Below are 16,736 nucleotides of genomic sequence, written 5' to 3'. Positions count from 1 at the left end.
CGCCGGAACGGACCGACTACCGGAGAACGCCTGCAAGGCTGCGCGGGTCAGCGGCAATCCCGGCGTCTGCGCCGACCACGGACCCGAGTTCACCGCTCTCACGGAACAGGTCCGCGCAGCCCTCGAGAAACCGCCGCACAGACACGTCGCCCTGGCGCGCCGGGCAGTGCGGACGCCGTGCGAGGACTGCGCCGCCCTGCACCTGGCCTGACGTCAGCAGCATCCGCCTCACCAGGAACGGCATCCTGATGACGACGGCATCGACACGACTCTGACCTTCCTCCAGGTCAAGCGCGTCGAGGCCCAAAGGATCAGACAACGAACCACTGTCTACCTCGGGCCCCACGTCCGTCGTCCGCAGGGCTGATCAGGCTGTCACCGAAGGACGACGCTCACGCCCTGATCCTCGAAGATCTCCAGGAGCAGGTCGAACAGTGCAACCTCGCCCTCTGCGCAGGGCACACGCTCTCGCAGCCGTGCCCTGGCCTGGGCCGAGAAATCCCAGTGCAAGGTGAACGGCGTGGTGGCACCCCAACCGCCTCTCAGGCAGTCGTTCAGGGCGTCCAGGTTCCAGCCGAAGTATCCGCCGGGGCCATTGACGGCTTCACCGACCGCGCAGTAGAAGCTGTCCCGGTCAACGATGTGTCTGCCGTCCAAGGTGAACACCTGACCCGCAGGAGCGTCGACCTTTCCCTGGCGTCGGTACTCCCGGGACCACAGCGTCACCGACAGCCATGCCCGCCTGTCATCCGGGGCGAACTCGTGCCACACCCCAGTTCGGTTCAGATGACCCGTGCGGATCAGGTCCCATACCCGTTCCGCTCCGGCCACGGCATGCTCGCACCACAACGTCATCGTGAGATCGACGAGGCCGGCCCCGCAGGCGGAGGGCCTCACATCGACGACGGTGACCTCGCTGACAAAGTAGGACCCCATGGTGGCACCGTCACCGTCGAGGACATCGATCCAGGCATTCCCCGCCAGAGCGCGACGACTGCCGACGTGGCCGACGCTCCTCAGCAGGCCACCTTGCGGGAGACAGCCCGCGAGGTGCACCCGGCGTGCTCCCTCTTCGTCCGGCAGCGGCGTGAACAACCCCTCGGCCCCGCGAGCAAAGCCCCAGAAGTCGGAGTCGTCCTCATCCGAGGTCAGCGCGTACCTCTGCCCCTCACCCCGCCGCTCTGATGTTCGTATCGCACTCCCCATGAGAGCCCTGATCCTACCGGCGCCCCGGTGACCTGGCAGGCCGGTGGCCGACCCGACCGGTCCACCTCCTGGCACCGCGAAGGCCCTTGACGAGTCACGGATCCCCCTGGACCCGCGCCTCTCCGGCCGCCGCGCCCCGCTGGACATGTTCGACCCCGCCCAGGCACAGGACCCAGCGTGCCGTCAGGCGTTCCTTCGGCAGGCCGTGGGCGCCGTGCCGGGTACGGCGGCTGTTCCTGCCCTCCGCCACCGGACGCAGCCATCCCGTCACTCGACCGACTCACCCGGAACCGCAACCGCGCCCCGATCGCCCTGGGCATGCCGATCATCCACGGACAAGCTTGAGGAAGTCAGCTGCCGGCGCCTTCGGAATCGTCTTGGTCACTGCCCAGCATCACGGGTGCTTCAGACAGAATCTCTCCAGCCAGACGAACAAATTGGATCCTCTTAGCGGGGAACAGGCTGAGGTTTCTCATTTGTTCGCGATCTGGGCCGGTCAGGTTGTCCCGGTCTGCCAGAATGCGGCGCTCGCTCTCCGGCAACTCCAGTATGCGACGCATCTGGGAGGCTGCTCGGACAAGGTCGTCTGCCAGTCGCTGAGCCCGCTTCGGACCCATGATCGTCACCCGCGTGAGCTGCGATCGGAGATTGCGCAAAGCGTCCGACACGGGACCGAGGTCCTCTGCCGGGGTTGGCTCGTCACGCCATCCACCGACCTCGGTTATCGAAATCAGTACGGCATCCCAGGCTTCGAGAAAGGCGCTATACGTCTCAACCCTCTGTTGCTGTAGCCAGCGTTGGTGCTCGAGAGCTGCTTGATCTCTTACCTGCGCGCGTGTCGCCTCTGCCGTCTTCTCTGCACCGATCCTCGCGCCGCGAATAGCAGCCACCCCTCCAGCGACTGCACCACCCAGCGCACCCACCATGCCGGCCCCACCAGCGACGATCGCCGCGACCCCCTCGTCCATGTCGATGTTCTACACGAACTGCCCTCACCCGGTCTCCTCAGCTGCGATCTCGCGGCAACCCAGTAGTCCGGAAAAGCCGCTCGTGCCCACTGAGTGCCTTCGCCTCCCGCCGCGACCTGCTGCCGACCATCGCCCACCGCCCCCGCCTGGCCACCCTGTACGCCGAAGTCGAACAGGTAGGCAGCGACAGCTTCCGCCCCGGCTGCCGCATCACCGACCTCATCCACCACGCCGACGTCTGCGACCCAGGCGACCCGGGAATCGCCTGTACCGCTGACGGACCCGAGTTCACCGCCCTCGCAGAACAAGCCGCGCAGCCCTCAAGAACCCGCCCCGCAAGAAGCCCGACCTGGCCGCGCGGGCCGGGCGGGCACCGTGCGACGGCTGCACAACACCGCCTGCGGCCTGATATCCGGCAGCATCCGCCCCGCTTGATCCCGGAGGAATGAACCGCTTCCCGCCATCCTCTGGAAGACGGGGTCCGGGTGCTAGACCCCCACCCTGACTCCTGTCATTATGTGAAGTGCGGCCGGGGGAACCGGACTGCCCCCGACCCGGAGGGACACCCCCGCCATGACCTCGCGCGATGAGCCCCGCCTGGCCGACGCCGCCGAGATCGCAGCCGAACACGGCCTCACCCCCGCCCGCATCAGCAGCCTCTACACCACCCGCACACCCAACGCCGCCGGCACCCCCTTCCCCGAAACCGCCGGACAACGCGCCCGCGCCCGCCTGTGGAACCACGCCGAGATCACCGCCTGGTTCGCCGACCGCCGCCAGGCCCGCCTGCGCGACCACACCCCACCCGCCCGCGACCCCGAGGAACTCCTCAACGCCGCCGAAGCCTCCCGGTTCCTGGGCTACAAGAACCCCAACCAGGTCACCACCTACGTCCGCGACCACCCCGGCTACTTCCCCGAACCCGACCACGTCCAGGAGATGGGAACCCCCGACAAGCCCTACCGGCGGCTGCAGTGGCGGGTACAGACCCTCACCGACTGGATGGCCACCCGCCCCGGCCGCGGCAAACGCACCGGCACCCACCGCGGCGCCCCCGCCCTGCCCGACGTGCCCGCCGACGGCGACCCGGACGAGCTGCTGGGCGCGACGCAGGCGGCGGCGCTGCTGGGGTTCAAGAGCGTCAACTCCTTCTCCTCCAGCCTCGCCCAGGGCAACCTCCCCCTGCTCACAACACCCGACGCGCTCACCGAGAAGGGCGCACGCAGGCGCTGGACCCGACGCCGCATCCTCGAACAGGCCGCCCAGCGCAGCACGGGACGCTAGGAGTTGACCCAGCCCCCGGCCACGGAGCACACCACGTACGAGGCCAGTCGCCGGATACGGTCCGAGTCGACGCGCCAGGCGGGCCGACGTCGCGTACCCCGACGGTACCCACGACGACCCGCCGGACTTCTGCGCCGCTCCCCGAGACAGGCGTGCCGCCTTCGCCAGAGGCAGCGCCGCCTCGATGGTCCGTGTCGGGTGGCAGGTCGGCGCCTGTATAGCCGACAGCACAGGGATGGCACCGTTGAGACGGAGCCTGCCGAGCGATGCGAAATGGTGAGAAGTGGGTCCTGGTATGAATGAGGTGTTCGAGGGGGTACGACTGCATGCGGCAGCGGGCAGCATGCCCGCGCCGGCGACACTGGCAGCCGTCACGGACGCGGAGGAAGCCATCGGCTTCTCACTCCCGCCCCTCCTGCGTCGCCTGTACCTGGAGGTCGCCAACGGCGGCTTCGGCCCGGACGATGGCGTCCTGGGAGTCACCGGCGGAGCCGCCCAGGGGGACTGGAACGACCTGGCTGAGATCTACCGGGACGGCCCGGACCCGTCCGGCCGTGTCCCTGCCGGAGTGGTACCGCTGTACGACTGGGGAGACACCGTCTGGTCGATGGTGGACTTCCGCGATCCAGCCGGGCCGATGTGGTGCACCCACGACGGCGACTGCTGGCCACAGGGAATCAACCTGGCCCAGTGGCTGGCCGAGGCCATGGAGGGCACTCTGACCGTCGAATCGATCCTGAGCACCCAGCCAACGACAGGTTAGGGCACCGAAAGGGCACCAACAGCGAAGCCCGCCCCGGCGCCGCCGTTCTCGAAGACCTCCAACACCACGGACCAGGCCACGCGGTGCGGGCACAGATGGCCGACGGCAACACCCGTCCGTCGACGGATCCGTGAGACGCACGCGGGGCGCAGGCACGTGCCCTCCGCGGCAGGCACAGGGAGCACGGCACGCGATGCGGCTGGCCTACGAACTCGCCGTAGTCAAAGTACTCTTCATCCTGGCGGTGTTCCGGGTACTGGCCGGGCCGTTCACCAAGGACTTCTTCGGCGAGGAACTGCTCCCGACGCCCACCTGGGAATGGTCCGTGTGCTCCCTCAGCCCGCTCGCCCTCATCTGGGCCGCGCGATACCCCGCTGACTGGGCCATGCTGGCCGGTGAACGCTTCCTCCTGAAGATCTTCTTCGCGTTCTATCTGCTCTGGGCCCTGCCCTTCGCCGTCGTCGAGGACGAGCGGGTTCTGTGGGCCAGCCTCGCAGGATTCGCGGGCGTATACCGCCTCAACCGCCGGGAGCCGACGCCCGCCCGCTGAGCAGCGGCCGGGGCGGCACAAGCGGGACCACGCCCTCGGGCTGCTGATCCGCGCTGAGATGGCGGATGCCTTCACCCCGGCGAGTTGCCGGGCTCGTGGCTGAGCGGGTGGCAGCGGCTCACGGCTGTGCGCCGCCCGTAGCGCTCGTCCCACACCAGGGAAGGCGTACCGGACCCGGTCGGCACGATCGGCGCCACCGCGCTGACGGACGGGCGAGAGGCCGCTCTGCATGCGGACGACGACGTCGTGGACACGGCCGAGGCGCCACCGTCGGCAGTCCGACTGCGGCCGGAAGCCGGGAAGAACTGTGGTCCACTGCGACGAGGCGGCACATCCCGGACAATTCTATTCTGGCCTCCGGCCGGAGGGCAGGCGTGGAATGCCTGGTTCCGTAGCTGCCGGTGGGACGCCTGGCGGCGATGAGAACGGGCCCCTATCACGTTGCGTGCCCTGTCAAGGGATCGCGCTTCGTGCTGACGCAACGAAAGCCGGTGTCGTTGTCGGACATGGTGGCGTTGGCGTCGTTCATCAGGGACGGCGCAGCCCGGGTGAAGGGTGAGGTGAACGCGCTGCCCTTGAGCTCGCGGCGGCCGAAGTCTGTTTCGTTGCTGCACCATTCCCAGGTGTTCCCGCACATGTCGAAGACGCCGTAGGGGCTCACCCCCGATTGGTAGCGGGAGACCGGTGTGGTGCGCTCTATGCCAGCGTCGAGGACGTTGCATTTCGCGGCGGTTGGTGCGTCTCCCCAGGGGTAGGTGCGGCCTTTGGAGCCGCGGGCCGCTTTCTCCCACTGCTGGCTCGTGGGCAGCGACTTCCCGGCCCATTGTGCGTAGGCGGCCGCGTCGTGCCAGGTCACCCAGACGACGGGGTGGTCGATGACGCTGTCCGGGCATTCTTCTTCTGGCCAGTGCTGCGGGGGCCGGTGTCCGGTCGCCTGTACGAACCGGGCGTAGTCCGCGTTCGTAGTCGGGTAAACGTCGATCAAGTACGCCTCAGTCCATATCGGGGTGCTGCGCGGCCCGGAGAGGTAGATGCCCTCCTCGACGGAGACCATGATCTTTCCGTCCACGGGATGTCTGGTGTACCGGGTTTCACGCAGTAGCAGCTGCTCCGCTCTGGCGTCGGCGTCAGCCGCTGCACGCTCGGTGACGGCTGCCGCGAACCGCTCTTGTGCCGCGGGGCCGGCGGTGGCGAGCATCGTGTCCAGGGCTGCCTGGTTTCCGGCCCGGGGTGTGATGTTCTCCCCGCCGGTCTCCCACTTGACCAGCATGCGGTGACTGACACCGACTTCGGCGGCGAAGTCCCGGCCGTTCATCCGCAGAGCCTTGCGGAAGTCTGCGACCTCCCGCCCTGTCCACCTGACGACGACGGTCACCGCGCCGCCCTACAGACGCTCGCCCGAAATGGCGAGGTAGGCGTCCCGCAGCTCCGTGAGCAGCGGGTGTCCGGTGGCCATCTCGACGTCGTCGATGCCGGACAGGGCCCGGACGCCGATGGTCGTGTTGGTGGCGAACGCGGCCTGCATGCCCTGCGCCTCGGCAAGGGTGACCGGCGCGGTGTGGTGCTGTCTGATCTGCTGCAGAAGCGTCATCGTCACCCCCGGCAGCACATCCCCCTTCGGCCACACGATGCCGTCCTCACCGATGAAGCCCACGTTCCAGGTGCCGCCCTCGCTCACCCGGTCGTCGGGTCCGGTGAACAGGGCATCGTCGTAGCCGTCCAGCAGGGCCGCACGCCGGGCATACAGGGCACCGAAGAGTCCGAGGTGCTTCACGCCCGGAACGTCGCGTTCGTAGCGGACCGACTTCACACGCAGCGGGGGCATCGGCAGATGAGCGGCCGGCCGCGCGGTCACAAGGACGCTCGGATTCTGCGCCCTGTCGGGACGGCCGAGCTCAACGGCCGGGTCGAAGATCGTGATGCGAACGACGAAGGAACCCGTCATCTCCTCCGTAGCCTCCCGGGCATAGCTCAGCACCATCTCCGGGTCCAGGTCCGCGCCGAACACCGTCCGGCAGTCCCGCACCAGTCGCTCCATGTGCAGACTCAGGCCGCGCACGAACCCATCGTCCACTCGCATCGAGGTGAAGTGGCCGTAATCGGTGAGCGCGAGGGCCTGCAGAGCGTCGGGGGTAACAGGTCGTCCGTTGAGGGTTGCCATGCACTACAGGATGACAGCAGAGGGTGCAGTTGCCGCTAGTGATTGACTTCTTGACGGACCCTAAGTTCCCCAAAAGTTCCTTCCGTGACAACAGTCTGAGGGTGTTCTCTGGTTACCTCCCGGACACTCACTGTGACCATCCGGGAGTCGTCCATCGGCCGCAGCAACGCGCACCGGCCCTCACGACTGAGTACAGAAAGATCCAGGGAGTCCCCGTGAACGCGCCCCCACCCCAGCAGGGCACCGCCCCATCCCAAACGGCCGCCGCGTCCTTATCCGAGGCGTCCGCCGCTGAACCCATGCACGTCACTCAGCCGCGGCCGGTCAGCTCCACGTCCACTCTGGTATCGCCGACGATGGAACCGGAGATGCCCCGCTTCCGCTGGGACACCAGGCTGCTGGCGAACGAGGCATCCGGGCCCAACGCCCGGCTCCGCGTTCGCCCCCGCCTCACGGTCGCCCGCTGGCCCGGGGACATCGACGCCGCCGGCCAGATCAGCGACAAGCTTGTGGACAACGCGGCCCGCCACGGCAAGCCGTTCGGCGACGGCTTCATCGGTCTGCGGCTGACCGTCCTCCAGGCGACGGAAGAACTCCGCATCGAGGTCGACGACGCCGATCCCGCCTTCCCCGGCTTCGGCACAGCCGCTTCCGCACCCCGCCCCCAGGGCCGAGGCCTGTGGTGGGTGCAGCAATACGGCGGCCGCCTGACCTGGGACGTCAAGGTCGACGACGACGGACGAGTGGCGGGCAAGACCGTCACCGCGGTCTTACACCCGGCCGGCGAAACGGAGTCGGTGTGATCCTCACTGGGCAGCTGCCCCGCCGCGACACCGCCCCCGACCGGCAACTGCCGGATGCGGCCCCGGCCGGCTTCACCACCAGCACCGGCACCGTCGACCCGCAGCACGTCGCCCCCGACATGAGCGACCTCGCCGCCCGCGTGTGCAGCCTGATGGCCCTCCAGCAACAGCACGTACTGCAACTTCCGCTCGGCGGGGGATTCTTCGACATCGTCGTCACGGCCGCCGGCCCGCAGGCATACGCCGCCATGGCGGTCATGGACGGTATCCAGCACGCGGGGGACGACCGGCCCGACGCGTGTGGGCCCGTCATCGAGGACCCGCATCGCTCCTGGCTCATCTGGCTCGTCCCGCCGGGCACCAGCGAGCAGTGGGCGCCGCACCGCCACGCCCTGTGCCTCGGCCTCCCCCATCGTGTCGCCCTGCCGGCGATGACGGCGACGGAGCCGCCCGGCCCGTACTGGCTGCGCCCCTGCCGCGGCGACCGCCTCGTCCCGCCCACATCCCTGCGCCAGCTCCTCGACCAGTTCCAGCCCGGCCCCCCACCCCACGAAACCCTCCTCGGCTCCATGCTCAGCACCATCGCCTGAACTCCGCGCGCGACGTACTGCTCACCCCCCTGTAACCCCTGCTCCCCACCGAGCGCGAGTGGACCGCTCGCCCGGTGAGGAGCGGGCTCCTACGCCCGGTGTCGGGCCGCCTGCCCCCGCGCGGCCCGACACCGGGTCCCAAGAGAAGGGACAACGACGTGCACCGTCCGACCGGCAGCCCGTCGGAAGTCCGTACAGCGGCAAGCCTCGGATACTCCGCCTACAGCCAGGTTTTCCCGTACGTGCCGTCCGCGGCCAGGATCGGCCGTGAGCGCGTCCGTGACGTTCTTGCCATGTGGCGTCTCGACAGCATCGCAGAGCCCGCCACGCTGATCGTCACGGAGCTGATCGCGAACGCGTCCCGGCACACCTGCTGCCCCGCAGTCCGCCTGGTCGTGGTGAGGCGGGTCGCGAACCAGGTCAGGGTCGGGATCCTGGACCGAGACCCCTCGCGCCTGCCGGCACTCGGCCAGGCCGGTGAACAGGACGAGTCGGGCCGCGGACTGCTCCTCGTCGATGCCATCGCCGACCGGTGGGGCTACGACCTGCTCGGCCCCGGCCGACGTCCCTTTGCCAAGGAAGTCTGGGCGGAGCTGCACACGAAAGTTGACGAGTGAGCACTTCGATCACGGCGCTCCCGCACCTGCCCGAAGCACCGGCTGGGTCAAGGTCATCTGGGCTGTGGACGGCCAGGGACGGCACGGCATCGTGCAGTTCATCGGCGAGTGGGAGGGCCCCGCAGCATGGCGCGTCACAGGCTGCGCGGTCTTCCTTCACCCCCGAAGGCAGCGGGCCGTTCCTCGTTCAGAAGCGTGAGCGACGGCGGGGCTGTCCGGGCCACGGGGCTGGCCGGGGGCTAAGACGTCGTCTCATTTGGTGAGTCTGCGGTAGCAGATGAGGCTGCAGGCGATGCCGGTGAAGGCCAGGAAGTGTTCGGGCTTGCGTTCGTAGCGGCGGTGCAGGCGGCGGCAGCCGGCCAGCCAGGACATGGTGCGCTCGATCGTCCAGCGGTGCCGGCCCAACCGGGTGGAGGACTCGATGCCCTTGCGGGCGATGCGGTGCCGGATGCCTCGCTTGCGCAGCCATCGGCGCAGGTGGTCGTAGTCGTAGCCCTTGTCCGCGTGCAGCTTGGCGGGCCGTCGTCTGCGCGGGCCGCGGCGGGAGCGGATCGGTGGGATGCCGCGCACCAGCGGCTCGAGCGCCTGGCTGTCATGCAGGTTCGCGCCGGAGATCCCGATCGAGAGGGGCAAACCGGTCCGCTCGGTGATCAGATGGATCTTCGAGCCTTTTTTGCCCCGGTCGACAGGATTCGGGCCTGTCAGGTCCCCCCTTTCAAGGCCAATGCCGCGTAGTTAAGCCGCAGGCGGGTCGGTCAAGTTGGGGCGGGGTTTGGGGCTTGGCCGGTACGAGGACGGGACCTCTGGTAGAGCAGGGAAACCGACCAAGATCTTCCTGCCACGAGAGGTCCCGTTGCCCGGCCAGTCTGCCACTTCCACACTCACCCGCACCATCACGGTTGCCGAAGGTGTCTTTGCTCCCGGACACCTGGGTGAGCTCACCCAGTACGTTCCTTTCGAACTCGTTGACGATGTCCTGGTCCAGACCCGTACCGTCCACAAGCGGCTGCGGTGCCTGCCCTCACGTGTCGGGGTGTACTTCCTCCTGGCACTGGCCCTGTTCCCTTCCCTTGGATACGCACGCGTGTGGGACAAGCTGGTCGCGGGATTGCACGGGCTGCAGCTGCACCGCCCCTCGGAGAAGGCACTGCGGGACCTGCGCCGACGCCTGGGCCCCGCGCCGCTGAAGACGCTTTTCGAAGTGCTGGCCGGGCCGCTGGCCCAGCCGTCGACGCCCGGTGTGTGCTACCGGCGCTGGCGGACCGTGGCCTTCGACGGCTGCGGTTCACTCAAGGCCCCTGACCAGCCACGCATCCGCGCTCTCCTGGGCAAGATCCGACATCACTGGGGCCTGGCCGGCTATCCCGCATTGCGGCTGATGGCCCTGTGCGAGACGGGAACCCGTGGACTACTCGGCGCGGTCTTCGGACCGACCAGCACCGGCGAGACCGCGTACGCATCGCGACTGCTGCCGCTGCTGTCCGCGAAAATGCTGCTGCTGGCCGACCGCGGCTTCGACGCAGACGGCTTCCTCAACTCGGCAGCCGACACCGGTGCTCAGCTGCTGGTCCGACTCAACCCCAGGCGACGCCCCGCAGTGCTGGCCACCCTGCCCGACGGATCTTTCCTCACCCGCCTCGGCGGCCTCAAACTCCGCATCATCGAAGCCCGCATCACCGTGACCACCAGCGACGGCCGACAGGCCGGCGACCACTACCGGCTGGCCACCACCCTGCTCGACCACCGTGCCGATCCGGCCGACACCCTCGTGCGCCTCTACCACGAACGCTGGGAAGTGGAATCAGCCTTCTACTCCCTGCGCCATACCCTGCTTACCGGCCGAGTGCTGCGCTCCTGCGACCCATCCGGTCTCGAACAGGAAATCTGGGCGCTCCTCACGCTCTACCAGGCATTGCGCAGCGCCATGGTGGACGCCGTCGAATCCGTTACAGGCGCCGATCCCGACCGGGCGAGCTTCACCGCTGCCCTCCAGGCCGCCCGCGACCAGGTCATCACAGCCGCCGGTGTCCTGCCCCCGGCTGAGCCCACCGACAAGCACAGCGCCATCACCGACGCCGTCCTGGCCGCTCCGCTTCCCGCACGCCGCCTGCGCATCAGCGCCCGCACAGTGAAGTGCCCCATGTCGCGCTATCCCGCCAAGCCAACCGAGACATGGCCGCTGACCAGCCAGAACATCACCCATCTGACCATCGATGTCCACCCCCGCCCTGCCACGGGTGCACCCCTACCAGCTGAGCAGAGGGCTCCACGGGAGCAGACAGGAATTCCCACCAGGAGCGACTGCAAAAACCGCACCCTCCAGCTCCTACGCACCGACCCCCACCGGCCCTGGCGGGCCCGGGAAATCGCCCAAGCGCTCGAGTACACCCACTTCCGCAGTCTGTGCGCGCAACTGAGTCGCTGGGCCAAGGACGGGCTCCTGCACAAAGTGGGCCGCGGCACCTACACACTCACCTCGGCGTGGGTCTACAGCGATCAGAGCAAGCCCTTGACCAGCCCGCCTGCGGCTTAACTACGCGGCATTGCTTTCAAGGCCCGCATGTTCACCGAGTCGATCGCGCACCGAGACCAGTCCAGCTCTCCGCGCGAGCCGAGTTCGTCGAGGATGAGGCGGTGCAGCTTCGCCCAGACCCGGGCGGCAGTCCACTCGGTGAAGCGCCGGTGCGCGGTCGGCCCCGACGGGCCGAAGACCGGCGGCAGCTGCCGCCAGGTGCAGCCCGTCGTGGCCACGAAGATGATCGCGGCCAGCACCTCGCGATCCCCGTACCGGCGGCGACCGCCACCCTGCGGCCGCGATGGAGCGGGTGGAACCACCCGCTCGAACAGCTCCCACAACTCGTCCGGCACCAAGCGCTCAACCATCACCACACGATGCAGACTACCCAGTACCCCAAATGAGACGACGTCTTAGGGCGACGACAGGACCGGCGGGCCTCGCAAGTGCCGCTGGCCTTCAACGCCAATCTCTGAAGCGGGTCTACCTGCTAACCCGCGAGCCACGGATCAGAAGGTCGTCGCCGAGAGGGGCCGAACCCTGGGCCATCCCTGGGCCGTCCGAGGTGCTGCCCTGAACGGTGGGCCAGCACGTCGCCAACAGCACGTCGGATGGCGAGATACGACCAGATGCACCGTGCGGCGGGCTAGCCCCAGGGCGGGGTGTTGATCCCCTGCGCCCCAAGGGCCGGCGTGGGCCGGATACCGTTCCCCGACATGAAGATCGTGATCTGGTCCTTCCTCGCCCTGTTCCTCATCGTCGGCGCCATCGGCGGCTTGCTCAGCGCCGCAAATGGGCACGACGCCCCAAGCGTCATCCGTGGCCTGGTCGTCAGTGCCTTGTTCTCGTGGGGGGCCTGGGGCAGTTGGAAGAGAGCATCTCGCCCCCGGACCGCAGGAATTGCCCCTATCCAAGAACCGCGCCAGAGACTTTGGCGGCGACGATGACTCCCTGCTGCCGATCCCGAATTTTCCTCAGAGGTACTTTTCGCCCCAGTTGGTTCACGGAGTGAACCAACTGGGGCACGTGGGGAGCGCGCGCGGGCGTGACGTGGTTGCTCTTCGGGTGTCAGAGCTGTGGGGGATGATCTGGACATGCTGCAAGCGAGAGACGAGCACGGTCGTCAGGTGAGGAATCCGGGGCCCACGGCCTTGAGCCGGATGGTGGCGAACCTCGGGCGGGGGAACGCCTTCGTGATCGTCGAGCGAGTCGAGGATGATGCGGTCGGCGATTGGTATGTGCAGGTGTGGCTCAGGGATGACAACACCTATCAGCTGGAGTTCCGTGACGGGACGGCGGCAGAGCACTACCAGACCCGGACGATCTCCCAGGAAAAGGTGATCGCCGCCCTGAACGGCTGGGCCAAGGGGCGCCCGGATTGGAAGGACGCTTTCATGTGGAACAACATCGGCGCCTGGTTCGAGAACGCCGACTGACCCTGCCGCCGCCTGAGGCCGACAAGGTCAGTGACGTGCGGTCGCTCAGCTGCGACGCATGGGGATGACGTCGGGACTCGCTGCGGGGATGGTGGGCCGCGCGTCCTCGGGGGTAGCGAGAAGCGCCACGATGGTGACGGGTTTGTCGCGGTGCGGGCAGTTGCGGATAGCTGTAGGCTTCGCGGTCCTATGGGGAGAACGCGTAGGTCCGGACGGGGTCGAGGTGCAGTTCGTAGGGGCCGAAGCAGTCGGCCGCGAGGGTCGCGACCGGAGCACCGCAAGGGCAGGCCCGGTTGAGCCCCTCGTCGCCTGCCGGGCCGCAGCACCCCGTGCTGTTCTCCCAGTTGGGCAGTGGCTGAAGGCCGGCGGCGTCGTCGGGATGCACCAGCACTGTGTGTCGGCTGCCCGCCGAGATGACGAAGCCTTCTTCCCGGCAGACCACAGGTCCGCGCGGTTGAGCCGGTTTCGGGTCCTCCTGATCGTCCTGCACGACGTAGGGAGGTCCCCAGGGCTCGGGATCGATCGCGTAGCGGCCCCGCGGAACGGTGGAAGGTGCCCGGCGTGTCTCCCTGTCCCGGTCGCGCTCGTCGTCGGAGACGTCAGGGACGGCGGCAAGCGCGGCCAGCTCCGGCGTGATCGCGGTGCCGCACTTGGAACAGAGGAAGACGGTCATCCCCTCGTTGTAGTGCTCAGGGCTGCTGCTGCGCATCCTCGTTTCGCTGCTCGGAGCCGGTGCGCACGACGACGCCACGGAAATCGGGCATGCCGAGGTGGACGGTTGGGTGCCGCGTCGCCAGGTCGCGCATGGCGGCGATCTTCTGCTCGGCGGCGGCCAGGCCGGCCTCGATCGCGGCGACCTCGCCAAGCCAGCCTTGTTCCTCGGCTTCCTGAAGCCGGTCGAGCAGGTTCGCGTGGATCTCCTCCAGCCGGGGCAGTTGCTCGGGGTCGGGCCGCAGTACGGGGCAACGGATGCAGGCTTTTGTGAACTTGCGCTGGTGAGGTGATCGAGTCAGGAGCGCCCGTGTTCGCGGTTGCGTGCGTGGAAGCCCCGAAAGTCGAAGAAGCGCAGACCGTCGTTCACTGCTCCAGCCTCGATTTCCTGCAAAGTCCAGGGGTGGGCGGAGTAGTCGTCGATCGCCACGCCTCCGTGCTCAAGCAGCAGCGCGACCAGATGGTGAACCTCTGCGGTGCCGTCGATCCGCCCGGAGATGTCGATCTGCACCGCCCACGTGGGGTGATGTCCGATGGCCGCTTCGAGGATCGCCACATCTTCGGGATCCCAGTCGGAGAAGAGGTAGCCGGTCTGCTCATCGTCGATGTCGATGTAGAGGTTGCCGTCCAGGGTCCACGGATCGCGCTGCTCGGGCAGATGCCGATCGAGCGAGGCCACGGTCTCAGCTCGCTCACCTGTGGGGAACACGAAGACGGTTCGCATGGGTAGGAGCGTAGGCAGTTCAGCTTCGTGGCGCCCATGGGTTTCCGGGATGATGCTGCTCCGTCGATGTAGTGGTGCGGTGGGCGATGCCGACGAAGGGCGGCATGCCGAGATCGGCTGAGGAGGACTGCCGCGCGGGCCGTCCATGGCTGAGCGTCGCGGAATCCGGGTTCGTGAGCAGCAAGAGGGCGCGACGATGGGGTCATGGCGCAGGAATCTGCCTTCCCGTCCCTGCAGCCGACCGGACGGATCGGCCAGAACCTGCACATTCATCCCGTGCTTTTTGCGCTTCCCGGAGTAGAAAGGGCGGTCCGCGGCGACCCGGTCGATGGGCAGCAGGGTGCCGTCCAGCAGTACAAGCGCCTTGGCCGATGCCGTACGGGCAGCCTCCTCGAGGGTCGGGGCGAGTGCGGCCAAGAGGTCGACAGCCTCGGCGACGTCTCGGCAGGCGGTGGTAGTGCCGACACCGAACCCGGCCGCGAGCCGGGCGTAGGGGTGGCCGTTGCGGAGGTGGGCGAGTGCGAGCAGAGCCTGCCGGCCCGGAGTCAGGCGCCTCCACCGACTACCGAGCCCCCGGCGGTGTTGGCGGAGCTCGGCGGACAGGAAGCGCAGGGCAGAGCCGGACACGTCGACGCCCGACGGGTACACAAACACACGAAGCCTCTGGAAGAGACGGATTTCTTGTTCAGGACCCGTCTGGCAGGGGCTTCACCTGCCTGTCAGCCCAACTGGTCTATTCAGTTGCCGGGTTGGAGTCGACTCAGTTCCTCAAGTCCCAGGTCGGCGGCCTGCTCGCGACGGACTTTCTCCGCCTCGACACCATCGGCCTGCACCGCTGGTGCGCCCTGCTCGTCAAGGCATCGTGGGAGCCATGCCGACGGCCGCCCCTCGGCCTCGGAGTCCCCCGATCATTCCGGGCGACAGTCCGCACGAGCGGGTGGCACCATGCGGTCATGTGCGAAGACTGCCTGGCCGGCTACACGCGCTGTGTCCACGTCACCGCTGACGCCGCCGACGCGTACCGCCGGGCCATGCGGTTGTGCGCGCTGATGGAGCACCGCGGTGAGGAGGCGGAACTGCTGACGCACCTGGAGAGCGTCGACGAGGTCCGCCGAATGGCGGCGGCGCTGCCGAACTCCCGCTTTGTGCACCGCCCTTACCCTGGCGCCCGACCCTCTTGCGGCGCCGGCGGCTGCGAACCGGACGTGCCGGTGATGGACGACCGTGAACTGGAGGCACACCTGCCGCTCGAGATGTCGGCACGGTTGGCACCGGGGACGGCCGAGGACCGGGTCATCGCGGCACTGGGCGACAACGGCAACGCGGTCTTCCTCGTATGGCCGGGCCGCTGGCCGGACAGACCCGAGCACGGCCTGCACAGTTCCCGCCACGACGCGGTCCAGGTCGCCTTCCGCGGCGACCACTGCGACCCTGCGCTGCCGTCCGGCCGGCACGCGGTCCACGTCCATGTGTCCAAGGAGTCCGGCCACCGCGGCGTCGAGTACCTGGCTGCGCAGGCGGGCGTCCACCCGTGACCAACTCGGCGCTCGTGCACGCCGCCGTCCGGTCCGCATCACCGCACATGTCCAAGCCGTCCTCGCCCCTGTATCTGACCAGCTCAGCATGAAGTCGGAAAGAGCTCCATGACTCCTAACGTGCCTCGGGGCCCGAGGCGCAGCGACGCTGCGAGGTGGGAAGACCTCGTCGCCCGGTACGCGTGGGCCGATGCCGATGAGCCGGATGCGTACACCTTCTCTGTGATCTCAGGAAAAACGGAGGACGAGGTGATCCGGGCGTTCGGTGGCGATCCTGGAGCGTCGCGGCTGATGACATTCGCCGAGACCGCCGACGAGCAGGCATCTCACCTCTATAAAGACTACGAACTGCTTCGTGTGGTCAGTGCCGATCGGCATGTCATTGCCATCGAGTGGGGCTTCCACGGCAGCATCCCGGAGATTGCCCGGCGAGCGTCCGCTGACGGAGGCGAGTTCTTCAGCGTCTACCAGAGTGTGAATGCCAGGTATCAGGTCATGCACGCCCTTGATGGCCACGTAGACGGCATGTTCGACCCCTTCGAGCTCGAGGACGCGGCCTGGATGGCCCCGGAACCGGAGGTCCCCGCCTGGGCAGAAGGGGTCGCCTTCCACATGGAGACTCTGTGCGCCGAGTCCTTCGCGCTCATGGAACGCACCATGGGCGTGGCCATCGATCCCGGGTGGATGGACACGGCGCTTCGCACCGTGCTGCTCGCCTCACCTTCTGAGCTATTCGGGCAGTCGGAGGCAGCGTGGCTCCCATGAGCGCACCGCGCGTCCTCACATGAGACGCGGCGAAGTCGGGGCCGTCATCGGGCGGTCCGAAGTGAACCAACGCGCGGGCCGCCGCCCGGAAGGCCGGCGAGATCGAGC

The 16,736-nt window shown here is 68.2% G+C and carries 17 protein-coding genes and 3 pseudogenes; 11 read left to right on the top strand and 9 right to left on the bottom strand.

Annotation, left to right across the window (positions count from 1 at the left end):
• Positions 1–16: 16 nt before the first annotated feature.
• The 3 genes from ACFYR0_RS35660 to ACFYR0_RS35650 all read right to left on the bottom strand — a co-directional run bounded on the left by ACFYR0_RS35660 (position 17) and on the right by ACFYR0_RS35650 (position 2,174).
• Positions 17–319, bottom strand: coding sequence for a hypothetical protein (locus ACFYR0_RS35660; protein WP_389337814.1), 303 nt, complete (start codon positions 317–319; stop codon positions 17–19).
• 56 nt (positions 320–375) lie between these two features.
• Complete coding sequence (locus tag ACFYR0_RS35655) at positions 376–1,206, bottom strand: barstar family protein (protein ID WP_389337811.1); 831 nt, start codon at positions 1,204–1,206, stop codon at positions 376–378.
• A 350-nt stretch (positions 1,207–1,556) separates the two neighbouring features.
• Complete coding sequence (locus ACFYR0_RS35650) at positions 1,557–2,174, bottom strand: hypothetical protein (protein ID WP_389337808.1); 618 nt, start codon at positions 2,172–2,174, stop codon at positions 1,557–1,559.
• 573 nt (positions 2,175–2,747) lie between these two features.
• Between ACFYR0_RS35650 and ACFYR0_RS35645 the strand changes: the two genes are divergently transcribed.
• The 3 genes from ACFYR0_RS35645 (at position 2,748) to ACFYR0_RS35635 (ending at position 4,771) form a co-directional block, all read left to right on the top strand.
• Positions 2,748–3,458: a hypothetical protein gene (locus tag ACFYR0_RS35645; protein WP_389337805.1), complete on the top strand. Its 711-nt coding sequence runs from the start codon at positions 2,748–2,750 to the stop codon at positions 3,456–3,458.
• 295 nt (positions 3,459–3,753) lie between these two features.
• Positions 3,754–4,221 carry an SMI1/KNR4 family protein gene (locus tag ACFYR0_RS35640; RefSeq protein WP_389337802.1) on the top strand — a complete coding sequence of 156 codons (468 nt, stop codon included), beginning with the start codon at positions 3,754–3,756 and terminating at the stop codon, positions 4,219–4,221.
• Positions 4,222–4,414: 193 nt separating this feature from the next.
• Entirely contained in the window at positions 4,415–4,771 is a 357-nt protein-coding gene (locus ACFYR0_RS35635) for a hypothetical protein (protein WP_389337799.1), read from the top strand.
• A gap of 436 nt (positions 4,772–5,207) precedes the next feature.
• Here ACFYR0_RS35635 and ACFYR0_RS35630 read toward each other — a convergent pair whose 3' ends face one another.
• On the bottom strand, positions 5,208–6,146 hold the full coding sequence (locus ACFYR0_RS35630) for an SUMF1/EgtB/PvdO family nonheme iron enzyme (protein ID WP_389337796.1): 939 nt from the start codon (positions 6,144–6,146) through the stop codon (positions 5,208–5,210).
• 9 nt (positions 6,147–6,155) lie between these two features.
• Positions 6,156–6,932, bottom strand: coding sequence for an aminotransferase class IV family protein (locus tag ACFYR0_RS35625; protein ID WP_389337793.1), 777 nt, complete (start codon positions 6,930–6,932; stop codon positions 6,156–6,158).
• Between the two features lie 368 nt (positions 6,933–7,300).
• Between ACFYR0_RS35625 and ACFYR0_RS35620 the strand changes: the two genes are divergently transcribed.
• The 3 genes from ACFYR0_RS35620 (at position 7,301) to ACFYR0_RS35610 (ending at position 8,942) form a co-directional block, all read left to right on the top strand.
• The gene (locus ACFYR0_RS35620; protein WP_389337790.1) at positions 7,301–7,735 is read left to right on the top strand and encodes an ATP-binding protein; all 435 of its coding nucleotides are present in this window, start codon (positions 7,301–7,303) and stop codon (positions 7,733–7,735) included.
• Entirely contained in the window at positions 7,732–8,325 is a 594-nt protein-coding gene (locus ACFYR0_RS35615) for a hypothetical protein (RefSeq protein ID WP_389337787.1), read from the top strand. The genes ACFYR0_RS35620 and ACFYR0_RS35615 overlap by 4 nt, the downstream gene beginning before the upstream one ends.
• A gap of 158 nt (positions 8,326–8,483) precedes the next feature.
• Positions 8,484–8,942 carry an ATP-binding protein gene (locus tag ACFYR0_RS35610; protein WP_389337784.1) on the top strand — a complete coding sequence of 153 codons (459 nt, stop codon included), beginning with the start codon at positions 8,484–8,486 and terminating at the stop codon, positions 8,940–8,942.
• Positions 8,943–9,194: 252 nt separating this feature from the next.
• Here ACFYR0_RS35610 and ACFYR0_RS35605 read toward each other — a convergent pair.
• A pseudogene (locus ACFYR0_RS35605) lies at positions 9,195–9,653 on the bottom strand (IS5 family transposase); the annotation flags it as partial.
• Between the two features lie 142 nt (positions 9,654–9,795).
• On the opposite strand from ACFYR0_RS35605, the gene ACFYR0_RS35600 reads away from it, so the two are divergent.
• A complete protein-coding gene (locus ACFYR0_RS35600; protein WP_389337781.1) occupies positions 9,796–11,475 on the top strand; it encodes an IS4 family transposase in 1,680 nt (559 codons plus the stop codon).
• A 14-nt stretch (positions 11,476–11,489) separates the two neighbouring features.
• On the opposite strand, the pseudogene ACFYR0_RS35595 reads toward ACFYR0_RS35600, so the two are convergent.
• Positions 11,490–11,825: pseudogene (locus ACFYR0_RS35595) on the bottom strand (transposase); the annotation flags it as partial.
• 726 nt (positions 11,826–12,551) lie between these two features.
• Here ACFYR0_RS35595 and ACFYR0_RS35590 point away from each other — a divergent pair.
• Positions 12,552–12,893 carry a hypothetical protein gene (locus ACFYR0_RS35590; RefSeq protein WP_389337778.1) on the top strand — a complete coding sequence of 114 codons (342 nt, stop codon included), beginning with the start codon at positions 12,552–12,554 and terminating at the stop codon, positions 12,891–12,893.
• 187 nt (positions 12,894–13,080) lie between these two features.
• Here ACFYR0_RS35590 and ACFYR0_RS35585 read toward each other — a convergent pair whose 3' ends face one another.
• A complete protein-coding gene (locus tag ACFYR0_RS35585; RefSeq protein WP_389337775.1) occupies positions 13,081–13,602 on the bottom strand; it encodes a hypothetical protein in 522 nt (173 codons plus the stop codon).
• 73 nt (positions 13,603–13,675) lie between these two features.
• Here ACFYR0_RS35585 and ACFYR0_RS35580 point away from each other — a divergent pair, with 73 nt between their 5' ends.
• Complete coding sequence (locus ACFYR0_RS35580; protein WP_389337772.1) at positions 13,676–13,897, top strand: hypothetical protein; 222 nt, start codon at positions 13,676–13,678, stop codon at positions 13,895–13,897.
• A gap of 665 nt (positions 13,898–14,562) precedes the next feature.
• Here the strand turns inward: ACFYR0_RS35580 and ACFYR0_RS35575 are convergent.
• Positions 14,563–14,982 (bottom strand): annotated as a pseudogene (locus ACFYR0_RS35575) (transposase family protein); the annotation flags it as partial.
• A 299-nt stretch (positions 14,983–15,281) separates the two neighbouring features.
• On the opposite strand from ACFYR0_RS35575, the gene ACFYR0_RS35570 reads away from it, so the two are divergent.
• Together ACFYR0_RS35570 and ACFYR0_RS35565 are read left to right on the top strand one after the other, a co-directional pair.
• Positions 15,282–15,863 carry a hypothetical protein gene (locus ACFYR0_RS35570; protein ID WP_389337770.1) on the top strand — a complete coding sequence of 194 codons (582 nt, stop codon included), beginning with the start codon at positions 15,282–15,284 and terminating at the stop codon, positions 15,861–15,863.
• A 108-nt stretch (positions 15,864–15,971) separates the two neighbouring features.
• Positions 15,972–16,628, top strand: a complete 657-nt coding sequence (locus ACFYR0_RS35565) for a DUF6461 domain-containing protein (RefSeq protein WP_389337767.1) — start codon at positions 15,972–15,974, stop codon at positions 16,626–16,628.
• The last annotated feature ends 108 nt before the right edge of the window (positions 16,629–16,736 follow it).

The organism is Streptomyces sp. NPDC005017 (assembly GCF_042873115.1).
Lineage (GTDB): Bacteria > Actinomycetota > Actinomycetes > Streptomycetales > Streptomycetaceae > Streptomyces.
Note: the sequence above shows the minus strand (reverse complement) of the source record. Positions and strands in the feature narration are given on the sequence as shown.

Coding starts and splice junctions, on each gene's coding strand:
- ACFYR0_RS35655 (WP_389337811.1), bottom strand. CDS start 1,206: ATGGGGAGTGCGATACGAACATCAGAGCGGCGGGGTGAGGGGCAGAGG.
- ACFYR0_RS35650 (WP_389337808.1), bottom strand. CDS start 2,174: ATGGACGAGGGGGTCGCGGCGATCGTCGCTGGTGGGGCCGGCATGGTG.
- ACFYR0_RS35645 (WP_389337805.1), top strand. CDS start 2,748: ATGACCTCGCGCGATGAGCCCCGCCTGGCCGACGCCGCCGAGATCGCA.
- ACFYR0_RS35640 (WP_389337802.1), top strand. CDS start 3,754: ATGAATGAGGTGTTCGAGGGGGTACGACTGCATGCGGCAGCGGGCAGC.
- ACFYR0_RS35635 (WP_389337799.1), top strand. CDS start 4,415: ATGCGGCTGGCCTACGAACTCGCCGTAGTCAAAGTACTCTTCATCCTG.
- ACFYR0_RS35625 (WP_389337793.1), bottom strand. CDS start 6,932: ATGGCAACCCTCAACGGACGACCTGTTACCCCCGACGCTCTGCAGGCC.
- ACFYR0_RS35620 (WP_389337790.1), top strand. CDS start 7,301: ATGCCCCGCTTCCGCTGGGACACCAGGCTGCTGGCGAACGAGGCATCC.
- ACFYR0_RS35590 (WP_389337778.1), top strand. CDS start 12,552: ATGCTGCAAGCGAGAGACGAGCACGGTCGTCAGGTGAGGAATCCGGGG.
- ACFYR0_RS35585 (WP_389337775.1), bottom strand. CDS start 13,602: ATGCGCAGCAGCAGCCCTGAGCACTACAACGAGGGGATGACCGTCTTC.
- ACFYR0_RS35570 (WP_389337770.1), top strand. CDS start 15,282: ATGTGCGAAGACTGCCTGGCCGGCTACACGCGCTGTGTCCACGTCACC.
- ACFYR0_RS35565 (WP_389337767.1), top strand. CDS start 15,972: ATGACTCCTAACGTGCCTCGGGGCCCGAGGCGCAGCGACGCTGCGAGG.